The sequence below is a fragment of the Psychrobacter sp. van23A genome, from assembly GCF_030845275.1.
In the GTDB taxonomy this organism is placed as follows: Bacteria; Pseudomonadota; Gammaproteobacteria; order Pseudomonadales; family Moraxellaceae; genus Psychrobacter; species Psychrobacter faecalis.
Genome location: NZ_CP132595.1, coordinates 754,127 through 772,503, shown reverse-complemented (window position 1 = coordinate 772,503; position 18,377 = coordinate 754,127). Strand labels below are relative to the sequence as shown.

The following is an 18,377-nucleotide window of genomic DNA, read 5'->3' as shown; positions in this document are numbered from 1 at the left end:
ACTTACCAGTATGTTGAACTAAGATTTTAAGCCCATCGCATAGTTGGCAATCAATGGCTTAATGTTTGGCAGTTTATCAAAGGCAACCAAAGCCACGTTACGTGCCAGTTTCACCGCTGGATTAGGATGAGTAAAGCCATGTACTACTGCATCACAAAAGCGAATGACGCGTTTTTGATCGGTTTGACGGGCTTTTTCATAGCGTTTGAGCAACGTAGGATCGCCGATATCTTCGCCTTTTAGCACCTGCCGATTCATCATTTGCGCCAGTACATGCGCATCACGCATACACAGGTTAAAACCCTGTCCAGCGACCGGATGCAAGGTGTGAGCAGCGTTACCCATGATGACGCAACGACCGTCAACTTGTTTGTCAGCCAGTACCCGTGTCAATGGATAAGCGCCGCGGCGACCGGCTTTTTTAAACGTGCCAGCGCGCTTACCAAAAGCTTGCTGCAAGGTTGCCAAGAAATGCGCATCATCTTCTAGATATTGTGTCTCTTCACCCGTTGGGCAAACCCAAACCACTGAGCGTCTATAGCCTTTTTGATATTCATCATTGCCGTCGCCTTCTGGATCGGTCAATGGCAATACTGCAAGCGGCCCTGCCGGACTAAAACGCTCAATGGCAATATGTTCATGCGGCTGATCGGTTTCTACCACGCCAACGATAGCGGTTTGCTTATAATCATAAGTCGTAGTGCCGATATTTAACAATTGACGCACGGTAGAGTCGCGACCATCACAGGCAACCAAAACACTGGCCTGCAACTGCTGCTCATGCTCTTCTTCACCGTAATAGCTAAAGCTTAACGTCACGCCATCGTTTTGTTGGCTAACGGCTATCACATTGGCATTATCAATCAGCGTAATCAGCGGCTCCTGCTGGGCAGCCAATAACAACTTACGCCCAAGCCACGCGTTTTCCATCACTTGCCCAAATGACTCGACTTGCTCCTCAGCTTTATTTAATTGTGCGCGCCCAAAGCTACCTTGCTCGCTAATTTTTACCGCATCAATGCGACAAGCATGACTTTGTAGCTCATCCCATAGCCCAATCTCTTGATAAATCTGTACCGTACGCCGTGACAGTGCGGTATTTCGACTGTCTAAATAATGCGTGCGTTTAGCGTCGTCATTTGGACTGATGGTTGGATAGCTGTTTTTCTCTAGCAGAGTGCTAGCGATACCATGATGAGCAAGCAACAACGCAAACGACAAACCGACATGGCCGCCGCCGGCGATAAGGACTTGCTGCTCAGTCATAGCCGCTTTATTAGCCTGTTCAGATTTAGCAGGATTGATTTTTGATAAATTTGCTTCAGTATGTTGCATGGTTATTATTCCTATTATGACCCATTTAGCACGCGTTTAGACGCGATGACTTTACATTCAAAAAATATTATTTTTCTAAAAAATATCTTGTTCTTCTACCTTTACAAACTTAGCTTTTACACCGCCATTATCTAAGCTCTAGATTACCACAAATCATTCATCATTCTGTGCTCCTGACCATAACCATAGTGGCTATTTAGTTTTGTTGCCGTTTTCGCTCTAAGGTGTATCATCTACAGTTGCAATCACCATACAAAAACAAAGCCCTGCCCGCCTGTAAATGGCTTGAATTTTAAATTCTATCTAAAAGCGAAAGAGGACTCCACCCGACATTAGGGTGGAGGTGAATTTCGCCTAGGGCGTGTCCCTAATTGGCAAACAAGTATATATCTTCTAAAATAAAGCATACACTTTATAAAATAAGAGGTATATAAGAAAGATGGCCAGACAAGCATTGACCGATAATCTCTGGGAACAGCTACAAGTGACTATGGCACAACATGGTTGCTACCGAAAAGATAAGAATCGTGACGTGATGGAAGCCATTCTTTGGAAACTACGTACAGGTGCTCCTTGGCGTGACATACCTGAAGAATTATGCCCATGGAAAACCGCTTACAACCGTTTCAATCGATGGTCAAAAACGGGTTTGTGGGAGAAATTTTTTTTAGCCTTTGAGCAGAAGTTGATACGGAATGGGTATTCATCGACGGAAGTTATATACGGTGTCACCAGCATGCAAGTGGAGCTCGGCGTGGTGAAGATCGAGCAATTGGACGAAGCCGTGGCGGAGCAACTACAAAGATACACCTATCCTGTGATGCCGATGGATATCCGCTCGATTTTAAAATCACTGGGGGTGAAGTCCACGACAGTCAAGTTGCAGGTGAATTGATTGACATGATTGGACAGGCAGATTACTTTATCGCTGATAAAGGCTATGACTCAGAGGCTATCAGAGATAAAGCTCGAAGCCATAATATGATCCCCGTCGTTTTCCTAAAAGGAAAAATGCCAAACAGCCTAATCCAGAGTTTGATAGCTATTTATACAAACTGCGTCATCTTGTTGAAAATATGTTTGCAAGGCTCAAGCATTTTCGTAGCATCGCTACTCGCTATGAGAAGTTGGCGCGTAATTTTAAGTCAATGCTTTATCTGGCGTGTACTATCATTCATTGCAAGATGAATTGAGGACACGCCCTAGTGTTTATTATATTTTTATACAAATTAGCTACTGTATGAAATCTAAATAATCTTTAGAATTTATATTCTATCAAACAAAATTAGTTGCGGTAATGAAAATCAACAAAGCGTATAAGTTTAGGCTTGAGCCTAATGCAGAGCAACAGATTATTCTAAATAATCTTGTCGGCTCTGCACGCTTTGTTTGGAATCAAATGCTAGCGATCTCATTTGAGATGTTTGCCAAAAATGAATTTATTAATGCCACCAACTTGGTTAATAAAATCATGGATCTAAAGAACAATCCTGATTTTGACTTCTTAAGAACCCATGCCAATGCCGTGTCCTTACAACAAAAAGTACGTGATCTCGCCTCTGCTTGGTCACGATTTTTCGACCCTAAAGTTCATGCTAGGCTCAAAGAAAATAAAAAGAAGCTCCGAAAACCCAAGTTCTTTAAGCTAAGCGATGGCACAGAGATTCAACTACGACAACTGATGCCAAGATTTAAACGTAAATCCGATGGCTGCGACTCAATCAGGCTTGTTCAGTTTGATAAGTATTGCCGTATTGAAGGCAATCGCATCAAACTACCTAGCGGTATTGGCTTTGTGAAGTTTAGAAAATCACAAGACATCATCGGCACCATTAAAAACATCACTATTAGCAAGAAATCAGGGCACTGGTACGTGTCTTTTGGGTGTGAGCGAGAACTGGATCAAAACCCAATTCACCCCTCTACAAGCGCCATAGGTATTGATTTAGGTGTCACTAAACTCATTACCACCTCAGATGGTCAGCACATCAAACCCAAAAACAGCTTTAAAGCCAATCAAATTAAACTGGCCGCATTACAGCGCCAATTAAGTAGAAAAGTCTTATTCAGTCAAAACTGGAAAAAGCAGAACCGTAAGATTCAAAAACTCCACCATCATATTGCCAATATTCGCCATGACTACTTGCACAAAATCACCACCGCGATCAGCAAAAACCACGCCATGATTGCTTGTGAGGACTTAAAAGTAGCCAATATGTCGAAGTCTGCAAGTGGTACGTTAGAAAACAAAGGGCGTAACGTCAAAGCCAAGTCAGGATTGAATAAATCCATTTTGGATCAAGGCTGGGGCATGATGATTGATATGCTTGAGTACAAGCAGCACTGGCAAGGCGGGGTGCTCATTAAAGTAAACCCACGTTACACCAGCCAAACCTGCTCCCAATGTCAGCATATTACCAAAGAGAATAGACAAACTCAGGCTAAATTTGAGTGCGTCAAATGCGGGCATAAAGCAAATGCTGATGTGAATGCAGCTAAAAATATTCTTGCGGCAGGACATGCCGTTTTGTCTGCGGAGGGAGGATGCGGTAAAGGTCGCCCGTTGAAACAGAAAACTTGTGACATTCGTGAGAAAGTCGCCTAAGCGCTAACGCTTTTAGAATCCTCCACTTGAGCTTAGCGAAAGTGGTGGGAGTATGTCAACTACCATAATGAAGACAGGGCATTTACTTATTACTGTCATCTTATCAACAACTATTTTTAGCAAAATTTTACCGTCATATTTATTAGCACTACTTTCAGTATTTACATAACCGTTATAAACGCAATGAAAAAGCATTGAAACACGACGTATTATTTTATTTTTAAAGCCCGCCTGACTATCATGCATAAAAGCACAGAAGCACTAATGCACTGAAGTAACGAACATGCAGTGGGCAACCAAATACAAGGATAATCGCTTGACTGATTCCATAAGCCGCCGTATACATTTTGAATCGTTGACCCCAGCACAGCTGAAAACCGTGCTCGGCGAATATAATAACCACATGAAATACATCCAAGAACGCCTCGATATTAAAATCAGCCAACGCCAAGGCGACTTCTGTTTAAGTGGCGATATTTTGGGCGTTGAGCGCGGCGAACGCATCATTTATAAAATGGTCGATGAAGCGCAAAACACCAAAGATATCAGCGCCGAAGAGCTGCACTTAATCATTCAATCGAGCATCGCCCGTGATGAAGACTTAGAGGCTGATAAGCAATCGGCTGCCGAGGAAGATGCTGATAATTTGGAAGCCGCTACTGACTTTACCCCAATTAGTCTGCGTACCCGTAAAGGTAAAATCATTCCGCGCGGTGGTAATCAGCAGCGTTATGTCAGAGATATTTTAGCCTCTGATGTGTCGTTTGGTATTGGGCCTGCTGGTACGGGTAAGACCTACCTTGCTGTTGCTTGTGCGGTCGATATGCTTGAGCGCAACGAGATTGAGCGTATTTTATTGGTGCGTCCAGCGGTAGAAGCTGGCGAAAAACTGGGTTTTTTACCTGGGGATTTGACTCAAAAAATTGACCCTTATTTGCGCCCTTTATATGATGCCCTGTATGAGATGCTTGGCTTTGATAAAGTCGGTAAAATGCTCGAAAAGCAAATCATTGAGGTCGCCCCCCTTGCTTATATGCGCGGTCGTACGCTAAACAATTCGTTTGTTATCTTAGATGAAGCGCAAAATACCACGCCTGAGCAAATGAAAATGTTTTTGACGCGCTTAGGTTTCGGCTCGCGGGCAGTTATTACCGGTGACATTACTCAGGTCGATTTGCCGCGTGGGCACAAATCAGGTCTGGCGCAAGCGATGGATATCTTAAGCGGTATTGAAGAGATTCATATCACTAAGTTTGACTCAAAAGACGTCGTGCGCCATCAGTTGGTGCAAAAAATCGTTGAAGCTTATGATGTTTTTGATGAAGAGCAACTTGCCCTACAAGAAAAGCGCAAGTTTGAGCGCATGAAAGAACAAGAGCGTAAACAAGCCATTTCTGATGCCACCGCTAAGTTATAATCTATTTTAAGCAACGTATATATATGACACAAACCGGATTTTATATCCGGTTTTTTAGTGTTAAACATTTATTGCTAGTTAATCAATCTTAGATATTTTCACATTGACATAAAAAAGGAGGGTGGCATGAGCCCAGCCGAACAGAATGATACTGACAATCACTTAGACGAGAATATTAATAGTCGTTTTAATAATAATGAGAACGATGAAAAATTAGCCGCATTTAATAATGATGAGAACTTAGCCGTGCTTGATATTAGCGCCGCCGATAGCATCGATGACGAGATACTTGAGAGCTTTTATAATCGCGAAAAACTTTTAAAAGTCATGATGGCGACATTGGATTATATCGATGAGCGTATTAACCATGGTCTGATACTGCCTTACTTTGCTGATATCGATACTGAGATATGGCAGGAAAAAACCAAAGCGCTCGATATTTATATTACCGATGCCCTCGAAGGTCAAGAGCTAAATTTAGAGGCGCGCGGCAAAGATTATGCCACCAATATTTTATCCTACCCAAGCGACTTGCCAGCGGCAATCATTGGGCTGATGCCAACGTTGCCGCTAGGCGAGCTGGTGATTTGTCATGCTGTGGTGGTACGTGAAGCTACTGAGCAAAAAAAGACCGTGGCGCAGCATATCAGCCATTTATTGATACACGGTATACTGCACCTACTGGGCTTTGACCATGAGCTCGGACAAGCTGAGCAAGATGAGATGGAAAGCTTTGAGATTGCTATTTTGGCAGGGCTAGGCCTACCAAACCCTTATCTCTAAGATTTTTAGCCTTGTTTAACCTTTCTTTAACATGGTTTTTTGCGCTTGATCCATCTGATTAATCATCTGATCTAAGCCTTTGACATGCACACTGCGCTGCGGGAATGGGATGTCAATCTTGTTATCATCAAGCGCGTTTTTGAATTGTTCTAATAAATCACACTGCATCGCCCACCAATCATCATTGGTGGTCCAGACATTCAAGGTTAAATCAACGGAATTATCGCCCAAATTGGTCACGCGTATCACAGGCGCTGGATCCGTAAAGGCCATTGGATTGTTTTTTGCCAAATTTAGCATAATATCTTTGGCGGTTTTGATATCGGCGTCATAGCCAATACCTACGGTGATATCGACGCGGCGGTTGGGTAACGCCGTATAGTTAATCACCGCCGAGGTGGTGATATCGCCATTTGGAATGATAATATCGTGATTATTGATGGTCGTTAAATGGGTATTGACTAAGGTGATCTCGGTGACTGTACCAGTATAGCTGCTAATTTGTACATAATCGCCGCGAACAAACGGGCGAAAGGTCACAATCATAATACCAGCGGCAAAGTTGGATAGCTGATCTTTCAGTGACAAACCAATCGCCACCGCCGCGCCGCCCAAGATAGCGACGACTGAAGTGGTCTGGACTCCGACTTTACTCAGCGCCGCCAAAATAACGACGACCAATAATATGCCATATAATAAGCGGCTTAAAAAATTGGCCGCTGTCGCTTCTAAATGGCTACGTAGCATAATGCGATTGCTGATGGTGACGATTTTCTTTGCTAACCAGCGCCCTATCATAAATATTAATAAGGCAAATGCGATTTTAAGCGCAATGCTGAGCGCATTTTCTGTTAAGGTAGTAAGATCGACGGTAAAACCTAAAAATTCCATACTGGCTCTTTATTTCCAAACTGTTTTATCATTAATTTTTGTCTTTTTAATGTTTATTATCATTTAACCTTTTTTAAAAAATGCATAATAACTATATAAGACCGGCACTAAATTTAAACAAAGTTAATGGGTGACGTCTACTCTATCACTGTAACGATAGGTACGTATCAGACGCAGCTCAACAATATCATTCATATCTTCGGTAAATTTACCAAAGGGCGCCGCTTGTCTGACCGACTGCTTGGCCGCCTCATCTAGTATCGTCGAGTTTGAGCTCTCAAGTAAACGAATGGCTTTAATATTGCCATCATTGCTAATAATCACCATCAAACGGACCTCGCCGGTGATACCTTGCGCGCGCGCTTGCGCAGGATATTGCAGATTCCCGACGCGCTCAACGTGCTCGCGAAAGGTATTGATATAATCGGCAGCAGCACCGCGGGTTGTCGAGTTGCTATCGACGGTCACGACTTTTGATTTGGTCGCATACAGCTGTTGCCGCTGTGACAGTTGCGCCTCTAAAGTCGCGATTTGCTTACGCAGACGCTCTTCTTGCGCCTTCATGTCATCTTGTTCTTGCTTGCTGTCATTATCAGACTCGACACTCGCTTGACGCCAGCTAAGCGTGGTACGTAGATAGCTTTCTTGATAGCGCTGCTGCCGAACTTGACGCTGCAGGTCAATCACATCTTGCGTCTCGCTCATTTGCTCGGCTGCCACCGGACTACTCTGGTCGGTTTCTTGGCGTATTTGCTCTTGCACCGTGCCGCCGCCTTGTTGGGACGCATTGGCAATAAACTGCGCGTCTTCATTTGGCTGCATATTCTCGGTCAAAGCTTTTGCAACGTCCTGCATCATGCCAGCAGGATCTTGCCCCAGCGAAAAACTAATGCCAAAAATAATCAGCGCATGAACACTGACGGCTATCACCACCGCCATCGGCAAACTGATATCGCGCTTGGGCGCTTGCGCTGAAAAATGATAGCTTTGCGAGTCTTTAATCGAAGTCACAGTGGGTCTCAGCTGATGAATATAGTAGAGTAGATTCCATTTAGAAATGTTATAGGACTGCTGGAATAAATTTTGCGAAGCCTCTGGAGTACGAAGCGCACAGCAAGCGAGGAAAATTTATTCTAGCAGAGCGCTATTTTAAACCAACCACTTTTATATTGAATTGGCTATATAAGGGCGGTCGATACAAGGCGTCATAAAAGCTCTTAGATAAACTAAGCACTCGTCGACCAATGCCGGCGCTATCATACCATGAGATAGAATTGCGTCGCTAGCACAAGCTTATACCGTCGCTACTCAATCAATCACTTATATGCAGGCTTGTTTATCAATTTATTCACTGCCAACTTTAAAAACCGCGTTTTTAGAGAAAACCTCACAAAGGTTTTATACATTTGAAAGTTTTCTACATTTGATAGTAGACAGCCAAACTGCCCAATGATACAAAACGTAGACGTCCATTTTGCCTACTGTCATTTTGATATATACTGTTTTATATACCCTTTTTGCGCCTGACATTAAATAATGAATAATTATAAGGATAATAAGTTTGAGTAACTTTGAGCATATGGACAATATGGATAATTCAGACAGTTTTGAAGAGTTATTTGACAGTATCGCTGACCGTTTTGACGAGTCCTTTAGCGATGGCTGGGAGCGTCTTAGCCAAGCCGTCAAAACTATCTATGACAGAACCACGGATAAATTCGAGGAAGAGCTGTCCTTGCCGGTTGCCCAAATTTACGTCAACGATGCGCTGCAAAAATTTGTCACCGATAACGTCAAAGCCATTTTAGAGCTGCGCGTTGAGATACATGACGACTGGTTCCGTTTATATTGTACTATTGATGTTGGCGGGATTTATGCAGAAGTAGCAAGTAATTTTAGCTTGGTTCATGTGCAGCTGGATCGCAACGTCCAGCGCTTTGTTTTTGGACAGCTGACTTATACCGATGTCCTTAATCTACGCTGCGAATCATTTATCAAACGCCAAGGGCTCAAACTGTTTATTTGGTTTTATCATAGCGTGCTCAAAAAAGACCCGTTAGGTTTTATTTTGTCTTATATCAATATTGCCCGCGCCAAAGAAGAGATTATCTACCTTGATATCAATCGCTGGCTAAAAAAGAACAAAAAAATAATGAGCACCTTATATAAAGTGCAAGTCAATTATGGTGAGCTTGAAGAAGAGCAGTTGGTGCTTAAAACGCAAATTAATTATCGAGATTTGCTGGCCAGCAATGCCAATGAAGATATCATTAGCGATAAGGATGAGCCTGAATTGATGCAAGGGCCTATCAATCCGATTGCTGACGCTACTGAGCCAAGTTTAGAACCTACTTCATAAGCCTATTTTTATAGACGTATTACAAACCTTCCAAACGCTGCCTACAAAAAACGCCAATACTTAAAGACGATTATCTTTAAGCATTGGCGTTTTTTTAATAAATACTGACTCTATCAACTTGTAGCAATCATAGGCTTACCAATAGTTTTCTACTGCGATATTGCCCTCGCCGCGGCGATTCATCACTAAGCCTAAGCGCTTTAACGTCTCTTTGGTATCTTCGACCATTTCTGGGTTGCCGCATAGCATCACGTGCGTACTATCGACGTCTAAGTCAATACCGGCGCGCGCTTGCAACGTGCCATCTAATAAGAGTTTTGGCAAGCGCTCAGTTAATGCGCCCTCGACAGGCTCGCGAGTAACGATAGGAATAAAGATAAGATTGGCTGGATTGTCCACCAACGAGCCAAAATCTTCTTGTAAGCTTTCAATCTTGTCCATATAAGCAAGCTCTTCTGCCGAGCGCGCGCTATAAGCCAAGACGATATGCTCGTAGTCTTCCCAAGTTTTTAAGTCTTGCAGCATCGACAAAAATGGCGCTAAACCTGTACCTGTTGCCAATAACCATAAATCCTTTGGCAGCGGTTTTTGATAACGAGCTAAAGTTAAAAAGCCAAAAGGCATGGTGTTTAATAATAGCTCATCGCCGACTTCTAGATGTTGTAGCTGCGAGGTAAAGGCGCCATCAGGGATGACAATAGAGAAAAATTCTAGGATTTCATCGAAGGGTGAAGAGACGATTGAATACGCGCGGAAAATATCCTCATCCAGTGTTTCGTTCAGATCTTCGTCTTCTTCATCTTCATCTTCAGCTACTGCACTCAACTGCTTATAGTAGTTTAATTGACTGGGATTAACGCCCAAGCGTACAAACTGTCCTGCGGTAAATTTAAAGCTATCAGGACGACTGACGGTAAAGCTAAAGAGATTGGGCGTCCACGTGGTTTTACTGAGCACCGTTACTTTTTGAATATTGTCACTCATAATAATGATTCACCCTCGTTTTTTATGATTTATGATTGCTTATGGTTATAGATGGCTATGTTTTTGACTTTTTAAAGGCTCTAAAACAAAAGATGCGCCAAACTTATCACAGAGCTGGCGCATCTTGGTTTTCTAACCATCATTATCAATAAGCAGCGGTTATCAATATCGAAAACCCCTGCTCATACTTTATACTTACCAAATACGAGCCAAACTTGCCCATTCAATCATACTGTTTGGCAATATACCAAAGAAGAGGATGATGGCGGTGACAGCAATGACCATAATACCGCCCGTACGCAAGCCCCACTGCTTTGAGACGTCAAATTCAATAAATTGTTTCGGACGTTTAAATAGCGTGAGCATGACGCGCAAGTAATAAAACAGACCAATGGCACTCCCCAAGATAATCATGCCAGCTAAGAACCAGTTGGTACCTTGAACGGCGGCTAGAATCGCAAATAGCTTAGTGATAAAGCCTGCGGTCAATGGAATACCTGCCAATGACAACATCATAATGGTCATGACAGCGGTCAGTACCGGACGACGCCAGAACAGCCCTTGATAATGGGTCAATTCATCTGCTTCACCCGCCAAGCGATACGGGCTCGACATCAAAGTAACAACACCAAAGGCACCGATAGAGGTAAAGGCATAAATTGCCATATACATGCTTGAGATACTATCAGCGGCTGAGCCAATGCTGACAATCACGATAAGCACATAACCCATATGAGCAATCGACGAATAACCAAGCAGGCGCTTAAGGCTGGTCTGACGTACCGCTAATAAGTTACCCACTAGTATCGATAGGGTTGCCATGACCATGAGCAGCATCTGTACTGATGGCAATGCTAATAGCGACGTATCAATTAAGAATCGAACAGCAAGCGCCATCATCGCCACTTTGGTGACCGATGCCAAATAAGTAGCGACAGGTGCTGGTGCGCCTTCGTACACATCTGGCGTCCATATGTGAAATGGCGCAGCAGACAATTTAAAAGCAATACCAAACATCATCATCGCCGTACCGACGATTAATAGTGGCGACTCAAAGAGATCGACCAACGTCATGCTGATAGGCTTGAAAGCAAGCGAGCCCACTTCTGCATAAATAAACGCCATACCCATCAGCAGCGTTGCCGATGCCGTGGCTGAGAGCACCAAATACTTTAGCCCCGACTCAAGCGAGCGTTTACGCATATAAGTATAAGCCAGCATGCCGTATAACGGAATCGATAGCATCTCAAGGCTCATAAAGAATGAGGCTAAATGCTGGGCGCTGACCATGAGGAGAGCACCGACAGTCGATAGCAGCATGAGCAAATACAGCTCTTCTTTATGATCATCTAGATCGGCTAGATAGGCATAAGACAGCGTAAAACAGGCCAAAGCACAGATTAAGATAACCACCATATTAAACTGAGCAAAGTTATCAATCACAAATAACTGCTCAGCTGTTGGCACAAGCGTACCGCTATCGATGATGCCAGCCATTTGCCCAAGCAAGGCAAACAGACCTATGTTTAAACCAACCACCGAGATGGTACCGATCACCATATGTGAGCGTTTAATAGTGATGGCAATCATCACCACCAATACAGTCAATACTACCGCAATGATTGGCGCATAAGGCATCAGCCCCATCAAATCATTCATCGTAAATTCATTCATGACTTAACGTGCCTCCATTGCATCAAGCAGCTGCGATGCGTCTACTTGTGTCACTTGACTGTACATATATGCGTTATTAATCCACTGCATGGCGTGACTTGAAGTATCAAGGAACGGCTGTGGATACAGTCCGAGCCAGACCAAACCTGCTGCGAGCATCAGTAATAACGAGAGCTCGCGCTTACCCAAATCTTTTAATGGACGGGAAGGCAAACCATGGGTTTCGGTTTCTCGTAACGCCACTTCTTTAATATTATTGCTACCGAACATGGCACGGTGAATCAAGATAAGCGAGTATAAACCTGCCAATACCAAGCTAAAGGTCGCAAATACCACAAACACTGGATAATCAGCAAAGGCGCCAAATAAAATTAAGAACTCGCCGATGAAATTACCGGTACCCGGAATACCAAGTAAAGCGGCACAAAAGAACATCAGAATCGGCGCATAATAACGGAACTGACCCCACATACCGCCCATCAAGGTCAAATCGCGCGTATGCAAGCGCTCGTATAACTGTCCTGCCATAATAAACAGCGCCGCCGAACTTAAACCGTGCGCCAGCATTTGAATTATCAAACCTTGCAAGCTGATTAGGGTACCCGCGTAAATGGCCAAGACCACAAAACCCATATGCGAGATACTGGTATAAGCCAGTAAACGCTTCATATCAGTTTGCATAAAGGCCAGCCATGCCCCATAAAAGATACCTATGGTACCCAAGGTTATGGCAATCGGCGCAAAATCTTGTGACGCTGCTGGGAATAACGGTATGACAAAACGAATCAAACCATAAGCAGCAGTCTTAATCAAAACCCCTGCCAGATCCACCGAACCTGCGGTTGGCGCCTGCGCATGGGCGTCAGGTAGCCAGCCGTGAAAAGGGAAAATCGGCAATTTAACGGCAAAGCCAATAAAGAAGCACAGCATGATCGGATATTCCCAGCCGCCAAGTGAAGTGCCGAGTAAGTCATTATAATTAAAGCTCACCACGCCTTTTTGCGCATAGCTGATAATGACCAATATCAAAATACCGACCAGCATGATAAGACCAGAGGCTTGGGTATAAATAAAGAATTTGGTTGCCGCGTATTCTTTGGTCTTGCCGCCGACCACATCATGACCCCAAATAGCGATCAAGAAGTAAATCGGAACCAGCATCATCTCCCAAAAGAAGAAGAATAAGAACAGGTCAATGGCCAAGAAAACGCCAATCACGCCGCCCAAGCTCCATAAAAGGTTAAGATGGAAGAAACCAACGCGGCGTTGAATCTCATTCCACGAACAGGCAACTGCCGCAATACCTAGCAGGCCTGTTAAGCCAACCATCAACAGCGACAAACCATCTAGTGCCAAATGAAAGCTGATACCAAAGCTTGGTATCCATGGCACCATGAATTCTGCAACCCATGGTACGTTTGCCTGAGGCGCAATCACTTGCTTACTCATGCCGCTATAATCGCCGTATTGCCATAATACCAGTGACAAGGCAAAGGTTAACGTCATACCGATTAGAGCAATCCAGCGCGGTAGACGTTTATTAAAGCGTTCGACCAACCAACAGAGCAACCCTGCAATAAAAGGAATTGCGATTAATGCTGGTAGCATCCACGTTTGTTGTAACTCTATCATCTTATACCACCGTCATCATTACCAGCACCAACAGCACAGCCACGCCTAAGCCAAAGCTTGCAGCGTAGCCTCGAAGTGACCCTGTTTGCGTCGCAGACAATACCTTATTACCAGCAGATGCCAGTTTCGGCAAAATAAGCCACGTTTTATCGATAGGGTCGGCTTTAAATAAGCGGCCGATGAACAAAAAGGGTTTTACAAAAACTATATCGTATAGCGCATCAAAGCCCATACCGTGATAGCACCAATGATATAACGCTGCGCCTATAGAGGTGCGCTTAAAGCGGGTCAGCATGCGACCTTTATCGGCGACATATAACAGTGCTGCGAGAATTAAGCCTGCAAGCATAGCGCCCATGGCGATATATTCCGCCGTATGTTTGTCGTGCGCTTGACCCGCTACTTCTAATAAGTGCCCAACGCTTTCTGGCAAGACGCCTTGTAATGGCGGCGTAATCCACGCACCAACGGCAGTTGATAATACCAGTAGCACCGTCAATGGCAGCCAATATGACACACCAGATAGTTTATGCGCGTGGGTTTTTTCTTCACCAAAGAAGATAATCCAAATCATACGGAAGGTATAAAGCGCGGTTAAGAACGCACCGAAGACGCCCATATAGAATAGGACTTGGTGACCGGTTGCATAGCTCTCCCACAGAATTGCTTCTTTAGAATAGAAGCCAACGGTAACCCAAGGGATTGCCGCCAGCGCACCGCCACCGACGATATAGCACCAAAATACTAGCGGTATCTTTTTGCGTAAGCCGCCCATCTTAAAGATATTTTGTTCATGATGTACCGCAAGTATGACCGCACCTGATGATAAAAATAGCAAGGCTTTAAAGAAAGCATGCGTCATCAAGTGGAAAATAGCTCCTTGCCATGCACCAACGCCGAGTGCTAAGAACATATAGCCAATTTGGCTCATGGTCGAATAAGCAAGGATACGTTTAATATCGGTTTGTGCCAACGCACAAAATCCAGCAACAACTAAGGTCAATGCACCCACTGCCCCAACCCAGTACAAGAGTACGCCCGGGGTAAGGAGAAATAATGGATGTAGACGTGCGATCAGATAAACGCCCGCAGTAACCATGGTTGCGGCGTGAATCAGCGCCGATACTGGCGTTGGACCTGCCATCGCATCAGCAAGCCACGTATGTAGTGGCAGCTGCGCTGATTTACCCATCGCCCCACCAACGAGCATAATAGTGGTCAAAATCATCGTTGGATTATTGATATCAAAGATTTCTGGCGCGCGGGTAATAATCTCTTGAATATGCAGGGTGCCAAATTCGCGGAATAATAAAAACAAACCAAAGGCCAAAAACACATCACCAACGCGGGTGACGGTAAAGGCTTTCATCGCTGCCCGACCATTGGCACGGTCTTGATAATAAAAACCAATCAAAAGGTACGAACAGATACCGACGCCTTCCCAGCCAAGATAAAGTAAGAACAAGTTATCGGCCAATACCAGCAATAACATACTGGCAACGAATAAGTTCATATAGCTAAAGAAGCGCGCAAAGCCTGTTTCACCTTTCATATACCAGGCAGCAAACAGATGAATCAAAAAGCCGATACCGGTAATAACACCCGTCATCGTTAATGCCAAGCCATCAAAGCTTAAGCCAAAACTTGGTGCAAAATCGCCAACTTGGAACCATGTCCATAGCGGAATCTCGATGACTGTACCGGCAGGATTACTGGTCAAAAAGGTGTAGCTGACCATGAGCGTACATAGTGCTGATAGCAGCATGCTACCGACACCAACAATCGCTGCCACCTGCTCGCTTAATTTGTCGCGCATAAAGGCTAGAATCAAAAAGCCAACGAGCGGGAATATAAAGGTTAATGGTAATAAACTCATGACATCATCCTTTCATCTCATTGGCGCTATCGACATCGAGATGCCCACGCTGATGGTAAAACCGCAATAATATTGCCAAACCAATGGCTGCCTCTGCTGCTGCTAGTGTCAAAATAAAGATAAACATTATCTGTCCATCTGGATCGACCCAGCGGCTACCGGCGACCACAAATGCCAAAGCCGTCGCATTCATCATGATTTCAAGGCTCATTAGCATAAATAAGAGATTACGCCGTACCATGACACCGCACAGACCGATTGCAAATAAAATACCGGCCAAAATCAATCCATGGCTCATGGGTATCATACCCAGTACATTTTGCGCCTCAGTAGCAGGCTGCACAAAGCCTGCTACTTCGTGGGCAAACGGCACATTTGCAACCTCCTGTGCCACGCTCGCTGCTAGTACCATCAGTCTGACTCCTTGCGCGTGACTCGTTGTATATCCGCTTGCTTACCGACATTCATACCGACATAGTCAAGCGGGTCAACCTCTTTATATTCGTATGGTTCAGCCTTGTTTAGCGCATCAGTATCGATCGGCATACCATTATCATCGCAATGTTTGATACTAGCCACATTTGGATTAGAGGCTTGGCTTGCTTTGTTATTATGTCCTTTATCATAGCCTTTAGCGTCGTGACCGATAATCTCATCATCACTAGACTCTTTACCCAAATGATAAGCAGCTACCAAGGCAGCTAATAATAGCAATGCTGCCACTTCGACCAACATAACGTATTTGGTAAATAGCACCGTACCGACGGCTTTAGCTGAAATGGTCGTACCACCAATCATTGCCGTATCGGTATGATTAAGACCTATCAACGCATATAGCACAACCGCGATGATAATAGTTAACCCCGTCGGTACTGCCCAAGTGCCCGCATCAAGCCAGCTTTCTTCACGCTCATCATTACTCATGCCAAGATTTAGCATCATAATAACGAAGACGAACAGCACCATAATGGCACCGGCATAAACAACAATTTCAAGCGCACCAGCAAACGGCGCACCTAACACAAAGAAAATACCTGAGATGGCCAATAACGACACAATCATCGATAAAATAGCATGCACTGGATTGGCGAGGGTCACCACGCGCAAGCTGGCAAATATTGCCACCGCTGCCAGCGCATAAAACCCTGCCAATTCAGGACTGTTTAAGATATTCATCATGGTAGCAAGCTCCTTAGATCAATCGGTGCCGCTTCATTTTGCGCCGCGCCTTTTGGTTTATCTGCTACCGCCATACCCGTCACGCGATAATAGTTATAATCGGGATATTTACCCGGTCCAGAAATCAGCAAATGCTCTTTTTCATAAACCAAGTCTTGACGGACATATTCGCCCATCTCAAAATCAGGCGTCATCTGAATCGCCGTCGTCGGACAGGCTTCTTCACACAAACCGCAAAAGATACAACGTGAAAAGTTAATGCGGAAAAATTCTGGATACCAGCGACCATCTTCACGCTCGGCTTTTTGCAAAGAGATACAGGCAACCGGACAGGCTACGGCACATAAGTTACAAGCCACGCAGCGCTCATCACCATCAGGGTCACGCGTCAGCACAATACGGCCACGAAAGCGTGGCGGTACTGGCACCGGCTCTTCTGGATAAAGAATAGTGTCACGCGGCCTGATTGCATGACTATTGACCATCCACATACTGCGGACAATGGTAAACATACCAATGACGGTCTTTTTTATCGTAGTAAACATGGGATTATTATCCTTATCAGCTTTACCCTAGTTCATCAGTAATGGCTAGTGATGGCTACTAGTAATGACTATAACGTTGGGGAGAAAATCAAAATCACTGCGGCAGTCACCAAGAGATTAATCAAAGTTACCGGCAGGCAGATTTTCCAGCCAAAGTTCATCACCTGATCATAGCGCGGACGCATGAGTGAGCCTCGAGCCAAAATAAACATGGTCATAAAGAATAGCGTTTTAATCATGAACCAAAAAGCTGGTGGAATAAAAGGAATATCTAAATTAAACGGCGCAAGCCAACCGCCAAAAAACAAGCAGGTCATCAAGGCAGAAATCAGCACGACGTTGACATACTCGCCAATAAAAAACATACCGAACTTCATGCCCGAATATTCGACATGATACCCTTCGGCAAGCTCTTGCTCGGCTTCTGGCTGATCAAATGGATGTCTATGGGTGACAGCAACACCAGCCACGACAAAGGTTAAAAAGCCAAAAAACTGCGGAATGATATACCAGCCGTCAATTTGCGATTCAACGATTTCACGTAGGTTAAACGAGCCTGTTAGCGCAACCACACCCATCAATGATAAGCCTAAGAAAACTTCATAACTGATGGTTTGCGCTGCTGACCGTAAGCCACCAAGTAATGAGAACTTATTAGCAGACGCCCAACCACCGAACATCACCGCATAGACTGCGATACCTGCCATGGCAAAGAAGAACAAAATACCGATATCCCAATCAGCAACCCCAAGGGTTGGCGAAATAGGAATAATGGCAAAGGATGCCAACGCAGTAAACATGGCGACCGCTGGCGCCAAGGTAAACATAAACTTATCGGTAAAGTTTGGCGTCCAATCTTCTTTAAAGAAGATTTTGAGCATATCGGCGACCAGTTGCAATGAGCCAAACGGACCGACACGGTTCGGACCATAACGGTCTTGCCAAAGCGCTAGCATGCGGCGCTCATAAACAATCATCAACGCTGCCACGATAACGACCACCAAAAAGATAACCAACGCCTGCACGACCATAAAAAGTATCGACCAGGTATCAAAAGTCATCATACCAGCCAAAAAGCTTGGCACATCAGGGATAAT

15 protein-coding genes and 1 pseudogene are annotated in these 18,377 nt (G+C 44.4%); 5 read left to right on the top strand and 11 right to left on the bottom strand.

Going from position 1 to position 18,377, the window contains the following annotated elements; translation table 11 throughout:
* Positions 1 to 18: 18 nt before the first annotated feature.
* On the bottom strand, positions 19 to 1,266 hold the full coding sequence (locus RAH45_RS03455) for a UbiH/UbiF/VisC/COQ6 family ubiquinone biosynthesis hydroxylase (protein WP_191692454.1): 1,248 nt from the start codon (positions 1,264 to 1,266) through the stop codon (positions 19 to 21).
* Between the two features lie 508 nt (positions 1,267 to 1,774).
* Between RAH45_RS03455 and RAH45_RS03450 the strand changes: the two are divergent.
* The 4 genes and pseudogenes from RAH45_RS03450 to ybeY all read left to right on the top strand — a co-directional run bounded on the left by RAH45_RS03450 (position 1,775) and on the right by ybeY (position 6,140).
* Positions 1,775 to 2,528: pseudogene (locus RAH45_RS03450) on the top strand (IS5 family transposase).
* Between the two features lie 104 nt (positions 2,529 to 2,632).
* Positions 2,633 to 3,940, top strand: a complete 1,308-nt coding sequence (locus tag RAH45_RS03445; protein ID WP_306495502.1) for an RNA-guided endonuclease InsQ/TnpB family protein — start codon at positions 2,633 to 2,635, stop codon at positions 3,938 to 3,940.
* Positions 3,941 to 4,223: 283 nt separating this feature from the next.
* Positions 4,224 to 5,357, top strand: coding sequence for a PhoH family protein (locus RAH45_RS03440; protein WP_306495501.1), 1,134 nt, complete (start codon positions 4,224 to 4,226; stop codon positions 5,355 to 5,357).
* Positions 5,358 to 5,483: 126 nt separating this feature from the next.
* On the top strand, positions 5,484 to 6,140 hold the full coding sequence (gene ybeY / locus RAH45_RS03435) for an rRNA maturation RNase YbeY (protein WP_191692292.1): 657 nt from the start codon (positions 5,484 to 5,486) through the stop codon (positions 6,138 to 6,140).
* Between the two features lie 15 nt (positions 6,141 to 6,155).
* Here the strand turns inward: ybeY and RAH45_RS03430 are convergent, their stop codons facing one another.
* Positions 6,156 to 7,031: a mechanosensitive ion channel family protein gene (locus RAH45_RS03430; RefSeq protein ID WP_191692293.1), complete on the bottom strand. Its 876-nt coding sequence runs from the start codon at positions 7,029 to 7,031 to the stop codon at positions 6,156 to 6,158.
* A gap of 123 nt (positions 7,032 to 7,154) precedes the next feature.
* A complete protein-coding gene (locus tag RAH45_RS03425; protein WP_306495500.1) occupies positions 7,155 to 8,042 on the bottom strand; it encodes an energy transducer TonB in 888 nt (295 codons plus the stop codon).
* A 568-nt stretch (positions 8,043 to 8,610) separates the two neighbouring features.
* Between RAH45_RS03425 and RAH45_RS03420 the strand changes: the two genes are divergently transcribed.
* Positions 8,611 to 9,390: a hypothetical protein gene (locus tag RAH45_RS03420; protein ID WP_156508516.1), complete on the top strand. Its 780-nt coding sequence runs from the start codon at positions 8,611 to 8,613 to the stop codon at positions 9,388 to 9,390.
* A 135-nt stretch (positions 9,391 to 9,525) separates the two neighbouring features.
* Here RAH45_RS03420 and RAH45_RS03415 read toward each other — a convergent pair whose 3' ends face one another.
* From RAH45_RS03415 to nuoH, 8 genes are all read right to left on the bottom strand, one after another.
* Positions 9,526 to 10,374 carry a ferredoxin--NADP reductase gene (locus RAH45_RS03415; RefSeq protein ID WP_306495499.1) on the bottom strand — a complete coding sequence of 283 codons (849 nt, stop codon included), beginning with the start codon at positions 10,372 to 10,374 and terminating at the stop codon, positions 9,526 to 9,528.
* 195 nt (positions 10,375 to 10,569) lie between these two features.
* Positions 10,570 to 12,048, bottom strand: a complete 1,479-nt coding sequence (locus tag RAH45_RS03410; protein ID WP_102077392.1) for an NADH-quinone oxidoreductase subunit N — start codon at positions 12,046 to 12,048, stop codon at positions 10,570 to 10,572.
* A gap of 3 nt (positions 12,049 to 12,051) precedes the next feature.
* On the bottom strand, positions 12,052 to 13,680 hold the full coding sequence (nuoM, locus tag RAH45_RS03405; RefSeq protein ID WP_191692295.1) for an NADH-quinone oxidoreductase subunit M: 1,629 nt from the start codon (positions 13,678 to 13,680) through the stop codon (positions 12,052 to 12,054).
* A gap of 1 nt (position 13,681) precedes the next feature.
* Complete coding sequence (gene nuoL, locus RAH45_RS03400) at positions 13,682 to 15,556, bottom strand: NADH-quinone oxidoreductase subunit L (RefSeq protein WP_306495498.1); 1,875 nt, start codon at positions 15,554 to 15,556, stop codon at positions 13,682 to 13,684.
* A gap of 4 nt (positions 15,557 to 15,560) precedes the next feature.
* Complete coding sequence (gene nuoK, locus RAH45_RS03395) at positions 15,561 to 15,869, bottom strand: NADH-quinone oxidoreductase subunit NuoK (RefSeq protein WP_102077418.1); 309 nt, start codon at positions 15,867 to 15,869, stop codon at positions 15,561 to 15,563.
* A 98-nt stretch (positions 15,870 to 15,967) separates the two neighbouring features.
* Positions 15,968 to 16,735, bottom strand: a complete 768-nt coding sequence (gene nuoJ / locus RAH45_RS03390) for an NADH-quinone oxidoreductase subunit J (protein ID WP_306495497.1) — start codon at positions 16,733 to 16,735, stop codon at positions 15,968 to 15,970.
* Positions 16,732 to 17,280 (bottom strand): NADH-quinone oxidoreductase subunit NuoI, encoded by a 549-nt coding sequence (gene nuoI / locus RAH45_RS03385; RefSeq protein ID WP_068406521.1) that lies wholly within the window; start codon positions 17,278 to 17,280, stop codon positions 16,732 to 16,734. Before nuoI ends, nuoJ begins: the two co-directional genes overlap by 4 nt.
* Positions 17,281 to 17,348: 68 nt before the next feature.
* Complete coding sequence (nuoH, locus tag RAH45_RS03380; RefSeq protein ID WP_144297284.1) at positions 17,349 to 18,344, bottom strand: NADH-quinone oxidoreductase subunit NuoH; 996 nt, start codon at positions 18,342 to 18,344, stop codon at positions 17,349 to 17,351.
* Positions 18,345 to 18,377 lie beyond the last annotated feature (33 nt).